The following is a 13,408-nucleotide window of genomic DNA, read 5'->3' on the forward strand; positions in this document are numbered from 1 at the left end:
CTGTGTGAAGTTCCCGTAGTACTTCATCTGCCCGCTGCGGGCGGCGACAGTCCATTCCGCCTCACCTCGGGGCCGGTCGCGGGCCGCCCTCCGGTCCGCCGGGGTGCCCTTCTGTTCAGCCCCCGTTCTGCCATGTACCGTTCAACAATCCGTCGCATGGGCGACGTATGAAGGGACCTCTACGCGCGCAGACTTCCCTTGCCCGGTTCTACGCGCGCAGACCCGACGTCGCACCACTCCTTCCCCAACCCCGTACGGAGGTCCGCCGGATGCCCGGACTCACCAGGTCCCGCCACAGACTCACCACGGCCCTCGCCGTGTTCGGCCTGCTCACCACCGGCGCCGCCGTCCAGGCGACCACGGCCGCCACCCCGGCCCATGCGGCCACCCCGCACCGCATCCTGTTCGACAACGCGCACGCGGAGACGGCCGGCAACGCCGACTGGATCATCTCCACCAGCCAGCCGGACCCGCTCGGCCAGAACTCCTCCCCGTCCGCCGAGACGGACTGGACGGGAGCGCTCTCCTCCTGGGGCGTCGACCTCCAGAAGACGGGCAACTACAGCCTCAAGACGCTGCCCTCGGGCTCCAGCCTCGCCTACGGCGGCACGTCCTCGACCGACCTGTCGAACTTCGACACCCTGGTCCTGCCCGAGCCCAACACGCTGTTCACCACGGCCGAGAAGACCGCCATCATGACGTTCGTCAAGAACGGCGGCGGCCTGTTCATGATCTCCGACCACACCGGCGCCGACCGCAACAACGACGGCTACGACGCGGTCGAGATCCTCAACGACCTGATGACGAACAACAGCGTCGACTCCACCGACCCGTTCGGCTTCTCCGTCGACTCGCTCAGCATCAGCTCCGACCACCCCTCGGCGATCAGCGACAGCACCGACCCCGTGCTCCACGGCTCCTTCGGCACCGTCACCACGAGCCTCATCGCCAGCGGCACCACCGCCACCCTGAAGCCCGCCGACAACTCCTCCGTCAAGGGCCTGCTCTACCGGACCGGTTACTCCGGCACCACGGGGGCGTTCTTCGCCACCAGCACCTTCGGCAGCGGCCGCGTCGCCTTCTGGGGCGACAGCTCGCCCGTCGACGACGGCACCGGTCAGTCGGGCAACACACTGTACGACGGCTGGAACGACACCAGTGCCACCAACGCGGCCCTGGCCCTCAACGCCACCGAGTGGCTGTCCGGGGCGAGCGGCAGCAGCGGAGGCGGGGGCGGCGGCTCCACCTGTACCGCCGCGCAGCTCCTGGGCAACAACGGCTTCGAGTCCGGCGCCACCACCTGGAGCGCCAGCAGCGGCGTCATCACCAACTCCAGCGGGGAGCCGCCCCGGAGCGGCTCGTACTATGCCTGGCTGAACGGCTACGGCTCCGCGAACACGGACACGCTCTCCCAGCCGGTGAGCATCCCGTCCGGCTGCACCACCGCCACCTTCAGCTTCTACCTGCACGTCGACACCGCCGAGACCAGCACGAGTACGGCGTACGACACCCTCAAGGTCCAGGTGCTGGGCAGCTCGGGGACCGTCCTGAGCACCCTGGCGACGTACTCCAACCTCAACGCCGCGAGCGGCTACACCCAGCGCAGCTTCAGTCTGGCGGGCTATGCCGGGCAGACGGTGACCCTGAAGTTCACCGGTACCGAGGGCTCCAAGCTGCAGACGTCGTTCGTCATCGACGACACGGCGCTCGACGTGAGCTGAGCCGCATGAGCGGGCGCGGTGGCCCAGTGCCGTCCGGGCCGCCGCGCCCCGTGGCCGCCGGCAGGCCGAGCGGCGTGCGAAGACCGCGTCCCCCGGCGCGGCCCGGTGCGCCGGCGCCCGCGCGATCCGCGTGATCCGCGCGATCCGTGCGACCCGGGGTCACGCCGAGCCGAGGCCCGCGAGGAACGGGCTCGGACGCCGTACGCGCCGCAGCGCGCTGCGGATCTCCGCCTCGGGGTCCCCCTCGTGGTACGGCCGCTCCGACGGTTCGATGCCGTCGAGGAACTCCTGGTAGCGGACGGCGTACATGAGCGGGGCGAGCGGTTCGGCGAGGACCAGGGCACGCCCCGGATCGCTGCCGGGTGCCTGCGCCCGCCAGGCGTCGGCCCAGGCGCGGGCCGCCGTGGCCCGGACCGGTTCCGGGAGGAAGTCGTGGGCCCGCAGACCGTCCATCACCGGACTGCCCCAGTACGCGTCCGCGAAGTCCATGACGACCGGACGGCCGCCGTCGCTGCGCCAGTTGCCCGGGTGGAAGTCGCCGTGGACCACCGTGTCGGGCAGACCGCACGTGGCCAGCTCCTGCCAACGGCCCGTCAATCCCCGTACGGCCGCGCGCTCCTGTGAGGTCAGCCCGGCCGCGGCCGGCCCGTCGAGGAGGGCGTCGACCCGTGCGGCGAGCACGGGCGTGCGCCGGTCCCGCAGGCCGGCGGGACGGCTCGCCGCGAGGGCCGCCTGCGCGGCGACGAACCCCTCCACGGCCGCCGCCGCCGTCCCGGGCGAAGCCCCCCAGCAGTCCTCGCCGGGCACGTGCTCCATGAGGAACCGCCGCTCGCCGCGGCCGACGACGGCCGGCACCAGCCCGGGATCCACCCGCGCGAACGCGTCGGCGACGTCCGCCTCGTCGGCGGCGAAACGCGGCGTCGCCTTGAGCCAGACCGTTCCGCGCGCCGTGGGCAGCCGGAACAGCCCCGCCAGGTTCCAGGTCCGCCGCTGCCGGACGCGACCGGTGAGCGGGCGCCCGGCGGCCTCCAGCGTGCGGGCGGCCCAGTCGAGCAGCTCCCGCACGCCGCCAGCGTGAGCCCATGACGCGCGCAGCTCGTGATGGCCCGTCAGCAAGTCCCCATCGCGGCCCCGTTGGGACAGAAGCCCGCGGCCCGGGCGTTCCAGCGCCTCGACGTGGTACGTCACATGGCCTTCGCGTCCGCCTTCACCCCCGTCCACGGTCAGCAGCCGCAGCACCCATACCGGCACCCCGAGCAGGCCCTCCAGCCGCTCGACGACCTGCCCGACCTCCGACCACCACGGAACGTCCACGGGAAACGGGCCCGCGACGCCCAGGACGTCCTCGCCCGAGGTCACCCACGCACTGACGGTTCTGCTCACCGCGCCAGTCTCCGGGCCTCGGACGTCCTTGACACGCAGGAAATTGCCTGCATAACGTTGAGTGTGCGATCGGCGGGCGACTCCGGGATGGACCAGGTCTTCAAGGCGCTGGCCGACACGACGCGCAGACGACTGCTGGACCGGCTGCACGAGCGCGGCGGGCAGACGCTGGGCGAGCTGTGCGAGCGCTTCGACATGACGCGCCAGTCGGTCACCCAGCACCTCGCCGTCCTCGAGGCCGCGAACCTGGTCGCAACCGTGCGGCGGGGACGGGAGAAGCTGCACTACCTGAATCCGGTGCCGCTCCACGAGATGCAGGAGCGGTGGATCGACAAGTTCGAGCGCCCGCGTCTGCGCCTGCTGAGCGCCGTCAAGCGACGAGCCGAGGAAGCCATGACCGACAGGCCCACGTTTGTGTACGTCATCTACATCGAGAGCACGCCCGAGGCCGTCTGGGACGCGCTCACCGACCCCGACCTCACCGCCGCCTACTGGGGGCACGGCAACGTCTCCGACTGGAAGCCCGGCTCCCGCTGGGAACATGTGCGCACGGACGGCTCCGGCATCGCCGACGTGGTCGGCACCGTCCTGGAGAGCGAGCGGCCCACCCGCCTCGTCACCACCTGGACCGCGCCCGAGGACGAGGGCCGGGAGGACAGGCACTCCAAGGTCACCTTCGACATCCGGCCGCACGCCGACATCGTCAGGCTCACGGTCACCCACGAGGACCTGGCGGACGAGACCGAGCGCGCCGACGCGGCCCGCGGCTGGGCGGCCGTGCTGTCCAATCTGAAGTCGCTCATCGAGACCGGAACCCCGCTGCCGCAGGAGCCGTGGCTGGTGCCCAACCGCTGACGCGTGCGGCGGGCCCGGGAAGTCGCGGCATGCGCCGCGAGGCCGGTCCGCGAGGTGCGGACCGGCCGGCGGTCCCCTTTCGTGCTCGGTGCCCGTGGGGCGGTCAGTCGCGGGTGCTCTTCGCCGCCGCGCCCGCGCAGACCACGCCCAGCACCACGGCCAGCGCCCCGATGACGATGTTGTTCACCACGACTCCGGCGTCCGGGCCGGTGCCCACGATCCAGGGTGCGATGATCATCCACGCGCCCATCGCGCACATGGCCCAGCTCAGGCCGTACATCCTCTCGGGCGTGATGGTGAACCCGAGGGCCAGCAGGCCGAACGCGATCCCCATGATGAGGTTGTGCGTCACGAGCGCCGGCTGGCTCGTCGTGTAGTGGAGTATCCACGGGGATGCGGCGCAGTACAGACCGACCAGGAAGACCGGTCCGTCCACGAGCGCCACATCGCGGCCACCGAGCATGCGGGTGTAGCGGGCCCGCATTTCGTGTACGTCAGGGTGGGCGGTGATGTCACCCCGTGTGTGCGAGACATCGGACATGGGACTCGTCTCCTTTGATGACTCCGCAGGCCAACCGTGCCTGGTGCGATATGCGGTGAAGCGCCGCGTATCTCTATTTTGCTCTTATTTCGCCTTTATGTGTAGGGGTCGTGAGGGAGAGGGCTCACACGGCGGAGGCACCTCGCGCCTCAGGGCGGCCCGTCGCCGCGCCGTCGCTCCTGCGCGCGCACCTCGTCCAGGTCGGGCAGCCGGTCCAGCCCCCGCACCGCCCGCGCCATCAGCGGATTGCCCTCCAGCACGGCGCGGTGGCGGTCCAGGAACGACCAGTACCCGGCGGTGAAGGGACACGCGCGCGGTCCCACCCGGTCGCCCGGCCGATACGCGCAGCCCCCGCACAGGTCGCTCATCCGGTTCACGTACGCACCGCCGGACGTGTACGGCTTGGTCGTCATCCGCCCGCCGTCGGCGTACTGCGACATGCCGACGACGTTCGGGAGCATCACCCAGTCGTGGCCGTCGACGAAGCAGCGGTGGAACCAGTCCGTCACCGCCCGCGGATCCCATCCGCGCTGGAGGGCATGGCTGCCGAGCAGCATCAGACGGGGGATGTGGTGCGTCCACCCGGTGTCGCGCACCTGAGCCAGCACGGTGGACAGGCAGCGCGCCGTGACCGCGTCGGCGTCCAGCTCCAGGAACCAGCCGGGCGGCGGAGCATGGTGCCGCAGGACGTTGCGCCCCCGGTAGTCCTCCCCGAAGTACCAGTACAGATGCCACACGTACTCGCGCCAGCCGGCGATCTGCCGTACGAAGCCCTCCACGCTGTTGACCGGCGCCTGCCCGGCCCGCCACGCCCGCTCGGCCCGCTCGACGCACTCCGCGGGATCCAGCAGACCGAGGTTGAGCGACGACGACAGGAGGCTGTGGCTCATCACGGGATCGGCGGCGAGCATCGCGTCCTCGTACGGGCCGAAGCAGGGCAGCCGATGGGTGATGAACCGGCCCAGCGCGGCCAGTGCCTCGCGTCGCGAGGCGGGGAACAGGCGCGGGCCGTCCCGTCCGACGAAGGCGATGCCCTCCTCGCGCTCCCAGCGGTCCAGATCGCGGCGCACCTCGGCGTCGATGTCGTCCTCGCGGGGCCGGTAGGGCGCCGGAACCCCGAGGGTGCGCGCGCCTTCGGGCGGAGGCTCGCGGTTGTCGCGGTCGTGGTTCCAGCGGCCGCCCGCCGGGCCGTCGCCGTCCAGCAGGAGTCCGTGCCCGCGGCGCACCCAGCGGTAGAAGTCCTCCTGGCGCAGCCTTTCCCCGCCGCGTCCGTCCGCCCACGCCCGGAAGGCGTCGTGCGGGACGAGGAAGCCGCGCGCGGGCAGCACCGTGACACCGGGCAGGGACGACACCAGCGCGTGGGCGGCCCGGGACGTCGGATGATGCACCGTCACCCGGCCGTCGTCGACCGCCTCGCGCAGGCCCTCCCGGTACGTCTCGGCCCGGACGTAGCGCACCCGGTCACCGAGAGCGGCGGCGCGGCGGCGCATCGCGGAGAGCACGAGGTGGGCCTTCGCCCGGTGGAAGCGGCGCCGGCGGAAGACCGAACGGGCCTCGATCATCACGACCGGCGCCCCATGGTCGGGGCCGCCCTCGCCGGGCGTGAGGAAGTGCGGGCCGAGCTGGTCGCCGAACAGCCAGTGGGGGGTGGGCACGGCCGGGCTCCTCAGACGCGCCCGCGCGCCCGCCGGAAGCGGGCCAGGCCGTCGGCGAGGCCGACGATCGGATCCGGGTAGGCGGCGCACGCCGCGCGGTCCGGGCCGGGCAGCTTCCACGGCTGGTGCACCGCGGGCCCGCCGAGCCCGGCGAGTTCCGGCACCCAGCGCCGCACGTACGCGCCGTCGGGGTCGTAGCGCCTGGCCTGGGTGAGCGGATTGAGGACCCGGTTGGGGCGGGTGTCGGTGCCCGTGCCGGCCACCCACTGCCAGTTGAGCTGGTTGTTGGCGATGTCGCCGTCGACCAGCAGGTCGAGGAAGTGACGGGCGCCGACCCGCCAGTCCACGTACAGGGTCTTCGTGAGGAAGCTCGCGGTCAGCAGACGACCGCGGTTGTGCATCCAGCCCTCGTGCCGCAGCTGGCGCATCGCCGCGTCGACGAGCGGGTAACCGGTGCGGCCCTCCCGCCACGCCTCGATGTCCGCCCGTGCCCCGCTCCCGGACCGCCAGCGGTCGTGCCGCGGACGGTAGTCGGCCCGGGCCGCCGCGGGCCGCGCCGCCAGCACCTGGTGGTGGAAGTCGCGCCAGGCGAGCTGGCGCACGAACGCCTCGGCCCCCGGGCCGCCCGCCCGGCGCGCCCGGTGGACGACCTCGACGGGGGAGAGGGTGCCGAAGTGGAGGTGGGGCGACAGACGTGATGTCGCGTCACCGGCCAGGTCGTCATGGCGCTCCTCGTACGCGGTGATCCCGCCGCGCAGCCACGCCATGAGGCGCCTCCTTCCCTCCGTCTCGCCCCCGGCCGCCAGCCCCTCCGCCACCCCGGGCAGTCCCCGGCGGCAGGGAAGGGGCTCCGAGCCGACGGTGTCCGGTACGCGGATCGTCCCCGGTGCGGCCATGACGTCCCTGAGGCGCTGCTGCGACCAGCGCCGGAAGTAGGGGGTGAAGATGGCGAAGTGATCCGAGGAGGCCGGCGTGACGGCTCCGGGCGGCAGAGCCGTGATCACGGCGTCGTGGACCTGCAGGCGGCACGGCCCGCCCTCCAGGGCGGCACGCAGACGCTCCTCCCGCCGTTGGGCGTACGCGCTGACCCCGGCCGCCATGTGGACCGCGCCGGCCTCCGCCTCCGCGACGACCCTGCACACCTCCTCGACGACGTCACCGGTGCGCACGACGAGCCTGCCGCCCCGTTCACGCAGGCCCGCGTCCAGGTCCCGCAGGCTCTCGGACAGAAACGCCAGCCGGTTGGGGGCGGCGAACCCGGCGGCGTCCACGCCCCGGTCCCGCACGAACAGCGGCACCACCGCGACGGAGCCGTCGAGGGCCGCGCGCAGCGGCGGGTGGTCGTGCAGCCGCAGGTCCGAGGTGAACAGGACGACCGAGACGTTCACGGGGCTCCTCCTCGGAGGGGGGTGTCCTCCCCCGACGGGGCGGCCGGTGCCCTCGCCGCGGCCCGGGCGATGTTGCGGGCCATGCCGCCGAACACCACGGCGTGGAAGGGTGAGACGGCCCACCAGTAGGCGTGCCCGAGCAGCCCGCGCGGGTGGAACAGCGCCCGCTGGCGGTAGCGGGTCCGCCCGGCGTCGTCCGTCTCCGCGTACATCTCCAGCCAGGCCAGTCCCGGCAGCCGCATCTCGGCGCGCAGCCGCAGCAGACGGCCGGGCTCGATCTCCTCCACCCGCCAGAAGTCCAGCGAGTCGCCGACCCGCAGACGCGCCGCGTCACGCCGGCCGCGGCGCAGCCCCACCCCGCCCACCAGCCGGTCCAGCCGGCCGCGCACCGCCCAGGCGAGCGGGAACGAGTACCAGCCGTGCTCGCCGCCGACGCCTTCGATGACCGTCCACAGCGCCTCGGGTGAGGCATCGACGGGCCGCTCGCGCAGGTCCGTGTACAGGCTGCCGCCGGCCCAGTCGGGGTCGGTGGGCAGCGGGTCGCTGGGCGCGCCGGGCACGGTGGCGGAGGACCAGCGCGTGGCGACGTCGGCGTCCCGGACGCGTTGCAGGGCGAGCCGGACCGCCGCGTCGAAGCCGATCGGCTGGCCCGGAGGGTCGGGAACGAAGCGCGCGATGTCGTGTTCGTGGCACACGACCTCGTGGCGCAGCGATTCGGTGAGCGGGCGCGCGATGGACGGGGGCACCGGGGTCACCAGGCCGATCCAGAGACTGGACAGGCGCGGCGTGAGGACCGGCACGGGCAGGATCAGCCGGCGCGGCAGACCGGCGATCGCCGCGTAGCCCCTCATCATGTCCCGGTAGGTGAGCACGTCGGGACCGCAGATGTCGAAGGCCCGGTTGACGTCGCCCGGCATCCGCGCGCTGCCGACCAGGACGCGCAGCACGTCCCGTACGGCGATCGGCTGGATGCGGGTGCGCACCCAGCGGGGGGTGACCATGACCGGCAGCCGCTCCGTGAGGTAGCGCAGCATCTCGAACGAGGCCGAACCCGACCCGATGATGACCGCCGCCCGCAGCACGGTCGTGGGCACGCCCGAGGCGAGGAGGATGCGGCCCACCTCCGCTCGCGACCGCAGATGCGGCGACAGCTCCCGCTCGGGCACGCCCGCCGGGGTCAGACCGCCGAGGTACACGATCCGCCGGACACCGGCGGCCCGCGCCTGCTCGCCGAAGACCTGCGCCGCCCTCCGGTCGGTCTGCTCGAAGTCGCCGCCCGAGCCCAGGGCGTGCACCAGGTAGTAGGCGACGTCCATGCCGCGCATCGCCCCGGCCACCGACGCGGGGTCCGTGACGTCTCCGCGGACCACCTCGACCTCGTCGGCCCACGGATGGTCGCGCAGCCGGTGCGGGGAGCGGACGAGGCAGCGCACCGAGTGCCCGGCGGCGAGGAGTTCCGGGACGAGCCGCCCGCCGATGTATCCCGTGGCACCGGTCACCAGGCAGCGCAGTCCCGGTTCGGCATCGCCGCTCATGAGCCTCAGTCCCTCGCGTCGTACGGTTCCTCACCTGATCACGGTTCCTCACCTGATCCCTTCCACCAGGACAGCCCCTTCGGACGCGCCGAAGGGGTCTGTCGCGAAGGTTCCGTCGCGAGAGGGTGAATCCCGTCGGGCGGACGGCCCTGGCGCACGACGCACCCCGGCGGTCGTCCGGAGATTTCTCAAGATTCTCCCGATGGCCTGGTGCGGGGTGTCGATCCGGAGCCTCGCCGTTCGTGTAGGTGGTGAGAGAACGCACGACACCGAGGAGACCGTCATGAAGCACTACCTGCTCAGCGTGGTCCAGCCGAGCGGGGGACAGCCGCCCGCGCCCGAGGCGCTGGCCGGGATCGAGCACCGGCTCGGCGTCCTCCACCAGGAACTGCGCGACGCCGGCGCCTGGGTCTTCGCCGGAGGGCTGGACGGGCCGGAAACGGCCACCGTGCTGCGGCCCACGGACGGCGACGTCCTCATCACCGACGGGCCGTACGCCGAGGGCAAGGAATATCTCGGCGGCATCTGCCTGATCAAGGCGCCCGACCTGGACGCGGCTCTGGAGTGGGGCCGGAGGGCGACCTGGGCCACCACCCTGCCGATCGAGGTGCGCCCCTTCACGGGCGAGGCCTGATGCCGCCTGACGTCGAGGCCGTCTTCCGGGCGGAGTACGGCCGTGCGGTCGCCGCCCTCGTCCGCTTCCTCGGCGACATCGACCTCGCCGAGGAAGCGGTCCAGGACGCCTTCGTCGCGGCGGTGCGCACCTGGCCGCAGGCCGGTGTGCCGCCGAGCCCGGCCGGCTGGATCATCACCACGGCCCGCAACCGCGCGATCGACCGTCTGCGCCGGGAGGCCCGGCGCGGCGAACGGCACGCCCAGGCGGCGCTGCTGCACGCCGCGGACGTCCCGCCCGAGGAGGGACCCGTGCACGACGACCGGCTCCGCCTGATCTTCACCTGCTGCCATCCCGCTCTCGCCACCCAGGCCCGGGTCGCGCTGACCCTCCGGCTCGTCGCGGGCCTTCCCACGGCCCGCATCGCCCGCGCCTTCCTGGTGCCGGAGCCCACGATGGCCCAGCGTCTCGTCCGCGCCAAGGCCAAGATCCGGGGTGCGCGCATCCCGTACCGTGTGCCCCGCGACGCGGACCTCCCGGAGCGGCTCAGGGGCGTCCTCGCAGTCGTCTACCTGATCTTCAACGAGGGATACCCGGGCCAGGCCGAGCTGTGCGCGGAGGCCGTGCGCCTCGGCCGTCTGCTCGCCGGGCTGATGCCGGACGAGCCGGAGGTCACCGGCCTGCTCGCGCTGATGCTCCTCGTCGAGGCGCGCGGGCCCGCCCGTACGGGCACCGCCGGGGAACTGGTGCCGCTGACGGAGCAGGACCGCGGCCGGTGGGACCGCGAACTGATCGCCGAAGGCCAGGCGCTGGTCCGCCGCTGCCTGCGCCGCGGCCGGCCGGGGCCGTACCAGATCCAGGCGGCGATCAACGCCGTGCACAGCGACGCGCCGACGGCGCACGCCACCGACTGGGAGCAGATCCTGCGGCTGTACGACCAGCTCATGGCCCTCGCCCCGAGCCCCGTCGTCGCCCTGAACCGGGCGGTGGCCGTGGCCGAGGTCCGGGGCCCGGGGGAGGCCCTCGACCTCGTGGACGCGCTGGACCTGGGCGGCTATCACGTCTTCCACGCGGTCCGCGCCGACCTGCTGCGGCGCATGGACCGTGTCGCCGAGGCCGTGCGGGCCTACGAGGCGGCCATCGCGCTCGCGAGCGGGGCCGAGCGTGCCTTCCTGGAGGGACGACGACGGGAACTCGTGGGAGACGGCGGGGTGTGACCGCTGGGGGCCGCCGGACTCGGCGCCCTGGTCGCCGCCGCGAGCGCGGCCGCCACCGGCGCGCGGCCGCGGGTGTCCCGGCGCCGGGAGCGCCGGGGGCGCCGGGAACCCCGGCGCTCCCCCGCGGCGGTGAGCGCGCGGTCGTCGGCCACGGCCGGCCGCGAAGGGCCCGTGGCCCGGCGGTGATCGCCGCTCCACGGTGATCACCGCCGGCGCCTGCCGTGCCCGGGCCGGCGCCTCCTCTGCCCGCGCGGCCGGGGCGCCCCCCGGATCGGCCGCGGCCGGCAGGCCGTCGATGAGGCCGACGGCCTGCCGGCCCACCGCCGGCCCGGCATCCGGCGGCCGTCAGGGCGGCGACGACACGACGGGCTCCGGCCGGCCGCCGTACACGCGCGGGGCCAGCCGGGCGGCGGCGTACGTGCAGACGCCCAGCCAGCACAGGGCGAGCAGCCAGCCGCCGAGGACGTCGGAGAACCAGTGGACGCCCAGATACACGCGCGTGAGGCCGACCAGGGCACCCCACCCGAGGGCGACGGCCACGAGTCCCGCTCTTCCCCGCGGCGCCCGGGCCAGGGCGGCCAGCGCCAGCAGCCCGGCGGTGATCGCGGCCGTCGTCGTATGACCCGAGGGAAACGACCAGCCCGACGCGTGCGTGACCCAGTCCCGCCGCGCCGGGCGGGGGCGCGCCGCCAGGGCCATCACGCCGTACCGCGCGGCCTGGCCCGCGGCCAGGCAGACGACACAGGCGGCCGCGGCGAGCGCCCGCTGCCGCCCCGTACGCCCCATCAGCAGACCGGCCGCGGCGACGAGCAGAAAGGGCACGAACCCCGTCCCCGTGTACGTCAGCGCCCTCGCCACCGCGACCGCGGCCCCCGGCCGGTGGCCGAGGGACCAGTCCAGGAGAGCCGTGTCGCCGAAGAGCGGGGCGCCGCCGCGTCTCGTCACGGTCAGCACCAGCAGCACGAACGCCACGAGGGCGCCCAGTGCCGTCGAACCGGCGAGGTCGCCGGTGTCCTGCCGCTTCAGCACGGCGCCGGCGGGACGGCCACCGCGTGCGGTGGCGCGGTGCGCACAGCTGCGCCCATGGTCGTGAACCCCTTCCATAATGGACCTGCGGGACGGCGCGGCCGGCCCGCGAGGACTACATGCGCGTAGACGGTCTACAGGAATGTAGACGACGGTGGGGTGAGGAAGGTTCCATGACCGCAGCGAAGGACGAGCGCCGCCCGGCGGGCGAACTGGAAGCCGGCGTTATGGCCGCCCTCTGGGCCGCGGACGCTCCCCAGACGCCCGGTCAGGTGCAGCTGAGCCTCGGCACCGGCCTCGCCCGCACCACGGTCACCACGATCCTGTCCCGGCTGCACGAGAAGGGCGTGGTCGACCGCAGGCGCCAGGGCCGCGGATACGCCTACTTCCCCGTCCAGGACGCCCACGGGCTCACCGCCCGCCGCATGCACACCGAACTGGACCGGGACAGCGACCGGCACACCGTGCTGGCCCGCTTCGTCGCCCAGCTCAGCGAGGACGACGAGCGCGTTCTGCGGGACCTGCTGGAATCCGGTGGGCCATGACCGCCTTGCTCCTGCTTCCGCTCGCGCTGCCGTTCGCGGCGCCGCCGCTCACCCGCCGTGCCCTCGGCCGGCTCGCCCCCGCGACCGCGCTGTGGGCGGTGACCTGCTGCGCGGTCGTGCTCGCGTGCTGCTCGCTGACCGCGCTGGGCGCCTTCGTCCTCACCGGGCTGCTCCGTCTGCCCCCCTTCGCCGCGCTCGGAGAGCTGGTACGCCCGCTGCGCACCGGGTCGGACGTGGTCGTGGTGCCCGCGGCCGCCTTCTCGGCCGGCGCCCTCGCCGTGTGCCTGTGGACCGTGGCCCGCAGTGTGGTGCGCCAGGCGCGGGCCTTCCGCACGGCCACCGCCGAGGCGGACCGCCGCGCGACCGCGGGCGACCTGTGCGTCATCGACTCCCCGCGGCCGGACGCGTACGCCCTGCCGGGCCGCCCGCACCGCATCGTCGTCACCACAGGGATGCTCCGCACCCTCGGCCCGGACGAGCGTGAGGCGCTCTTCGCCCACGAACGGGCCCACAACGCGGGCGGGCACCACTACTTCCTCGCCGTCGCCGAACTGGCCGCGCACTGCCATCCGGGGCTGCGGCCGGTGGCCGCGGACATCCGGTTCGCGGCCGAGCGCGTGGCCGACGAGACCGCCGCCGCGGTGGTCGGGGACCGCCGGCTGACCGCCCTGGCGATCGGCCGTGCCGCGCTCGCCGTCCGGCCCGGCCGCTCATCGCGGCCGCCCTTCGCGCCCGCCGCGACCACGGGGCCGGTGCCGCAGCGGGTCGCCGCCCTGCTGGCGGCGCCGCGTGTCTCGCACCGGGCGGCCCGGTGGACGGCCGCCCTCCTGGTCGCCTGCGCCGCCGTCTCCGCCTGCGCCTCGGCGGCCGGGGCCATCGGCTTCCACCACGAGATCGAGGTCGCCCAGGGCGAAGAGGGGCGCTGAGCG

Annotated in this window: 12 protein-coding genes; 6 read left to right on the forward strand and 6 right to left on the reverse strand. The window is 73.9% G+C overall.

Going from position 1 to position 13,408, the window contains the following annotated elements:
* The first annotated feature begins 269 nt into the window (after positions 1-269).
* Positions 270-1,721, forward strand: coding sequence for a hydrolase (locus ACZ79I_RS38145; RefSeq protein WP_471504153.1), 1,452 nt, complete (start codon positions 270-272; stop codon positions 1,719-1,721).
* Positions 1,722-1,880: 159 nt separating this feature from the next.
* Here ACZ79I_RS38145 and ACZ79I_RS38150 read toward each other — a convergent pair whose 3' ends face one another.
* Positions 1,881-3,104 (reverse strand): phosphotransferase, encoded by a 1,224-nt coding sequence (locus tag ACZ79I_RS38150; protein WP_471504155.1) that lies wholly within the window; start codon positions 3,102-3,104, stop codon positions 1,881-1,883.
* A gap of 87 nt (positions 3,105-3,191) precedes the next feature.
* Here ACZ79I_RS38150 and ACZ79I_RS38155 point away from each other — a divergent pair, with 87 nt between their 5' ends.
* Complete coding sequence (locus ACZ79I_RS38155) at positions 3,192-3,959, forward strand: ArsR/SmtB family transcription factor (RefSeq protein WP_471505489.1); 768 nt, start codon at positions 3,192-3,194, stop codon at positions 3,957-3,959.
* Positions 3,960-4,062: 103 nt separating this feature from the next.
* On the opposite strand, the gene ACZ79I_RS38160 is transcribed toward ACZ79I_RS38155, so the two are convergent.
* The 4 genes from ACZ79I_RS38160 to ACZ79I_RS38175 all read right to left on the reverse strand — a co-directional run bounded on the left by ACZ79I_RS38160 (position 4,063) and on the right by ACZ79I_RS38175 (position 9,078).
* Positions 4,063-4,500 (reverse strand): SPW repeat protein, encoded by a 438-nt coding sequence (locus ACZ79I_RS38160; protein ID WP_471504157.1) that lies wholly within the window; start codon positions 4,498-4,500, stop codon positions 4,063-4,065.
* A gap of 149 nt (positions 4,501-4,649) precedes the next feature.
* Positions 4,650-6,155, reverse strand: coding sequence for a cryptochrome/photolyase family protein (locus ACZ79I_RS38165; RefSeq protein WP_471504160.1), 1,506 nt, complete (start codon positions 6,153-6,155; stop codon positions 4,650-4,652).
* An 11-nt stretch (positions 6,156-6,166) separates the two neighbouring features.
* On the reverse strand, positions 6,167-7,543 hold the full coding sequence (locus ACZ79I_RS38170; protein ID WP_471504163.1) for a cryptochrome/photolyase family protein: 1,377 nt from the start codon (positions 7,541-7,543) through the stop codon (positions 6,167-6,169).
* The gene (locus ACZ79I_RS38175) at positions 7,540-9,078 is read right to left on the reverse strand and encodes an SDR family oxidoreductase (RefSeq protein ID WP_471504165.1); all 1,539 of its coding nucleotides are present in this window, start codon (positions 9,076-9,078) and stop codon (positions 7,540-7,542) included. Before ACZ79I_RS38175 ends, ACZ79I_RS38170 begins: the two co-directional genes overlap by 4 nt.
* 283 nt (positions 9,079-9,361) lie before the next feature.
* On the opposite strand from ACZ79I_RS38175, the gene ACZ79I_RS38180 reads away from it, so the two are divergent.
* On the forward strand, positions 9,362-9,712 hold the full coding sequence (locus tag ACZ79I_RS38180; protein ID WP_471504167.1) for a YciI family protein: 351 nt from the start codon (positions 9,362-9,364) through the stop codon (positions 9,710-9,712).
* Positions 9,712-10,908, forward strand: coding sequence for an RNA polymerase sigma factor (locus ACZ79I_RS38185; protein WP_471504169.1), 1,197 nt, complete (start codon positions 9,712-9,714; stop codon positions 10,906-10,908). Before ACZ79I_RS38180 ends, ACZ79I_RS38185 begins: the two co-directional genes overlap by 1 nt.
* Before the next feature lie 345 nt (positions 10,909-11,253).
* Here ACZ79I_RS38185 and ACZ79I_RS38190 read toward each other — a convergent pair whose 3' ends face one another.
* Positions 11,254-11,937, reverse strand: coding sequence for a phosphatase PAP2 family protein (locus ACZ79I_RS38190; protein WP_471504171.1), 684 nt, complete (start codon positions 11,935-11,937; stop codon positions 11,254-11,256).
* A 170-nt stretch (positions 11,938-12,107) separates the two neighbouring features.
* Between ACZ79I_RS38190 and ACZ79I_RS38195 the strand changes: the two genes are divergently transcribed.
* Together ACZ79I_RS38195 and ACZ79I_RS38200 are read left to right on the forward strand one after the other, a co-directional pair.
* Positions 12,108-12,479 carry a BlaI/MecI/CopY family transcriptional regulator gene (locus tag ACZ79I_RS38195; protein ID WP_471504173.1) on the forward strand — a complete coding sequence of 124 codons (372 nt, stop codon included), beginning with the start codon at positions 12,108-12,110 and terminating at the stop codon, positions 12,477-12,479.
* Positions 12,476-13,405 (forward strand): M56 family metallopeptidase, encoded by a 930-nt coding sequence (locus tag ACZ79I_RS38200; protein WP_471504175.1) that lies wholly within the window; start codon positions 12,476-12,478, stop codon positions 13,403-13,405. Before ACZ79I_RS38195 ends, ACZ79I_RS38200 begins: the two co-directional genes overlap by 4 nt.
* Positions 13,406-13,408: the final 3 nt, after the last annotated feature.

The organism is Streptomyces sp. PSU-S4-23, assembly GCF_055632315.1.

Coding starts and splice junctions, on each gene's coding strand:
- ACZ79I_RS38145 (WP_471504153.1), top strand. CDS start 270: ATGCCCGGACTCACCAGGTCCCGCCACAGACTCACCACGGCCCTCGCC.
- ACZ79I_RS38155 (WP_471505489.1), top strand. CDS start 3,192: ATGGACCAGGTCTTCAAGGCGCTGGCCGACACGACGCGCAGACGACTG.
- ACZ79I_RS38160 (WP_471504157.1), bottom strand. CDS start 4,500: ATGTCCGATGTCTCGCACACACGGGGTGACATCACCGCCCACCCTGAC.
- ACZ79I_RS38175 (WP_471504165.1), bottom strand. CDS start 9,078: ATGAGCGGCGATGCCGAACCGGGACTGCGCTGCCTGGTGACCGGTGCC.
- ACZ79I_RS38180 (WP_471504167.1), top strand. CDS start 9,362: ATGAAGCACTACCTGCTCAGCGTGGTCCAGCCGAGCGGGGGACAGCCG.
- ACZ79I_RS38185 (WP_471504169.1), top strand. CDS start 9,712: ATGCCGCCTGACGTCGAGGCCGTCTTCCGGGCGGAGTACGGCCGTGCG.
- ACZ79I_RS38195 (WP_471504173.1), top strand. CDS start 12,108: ATGACCGCAGCGAAGGACGAGCGCCGCCCGGCGGGCGAACTGGAAGCC.
- ACZ79I_RS38200 (WP_471504175.1), top strand. CDS start 12,476: ATGACCGCCTTGCTCCTGCTTCCGCTCGCGCTGCCGTTCGCGGCGCCG.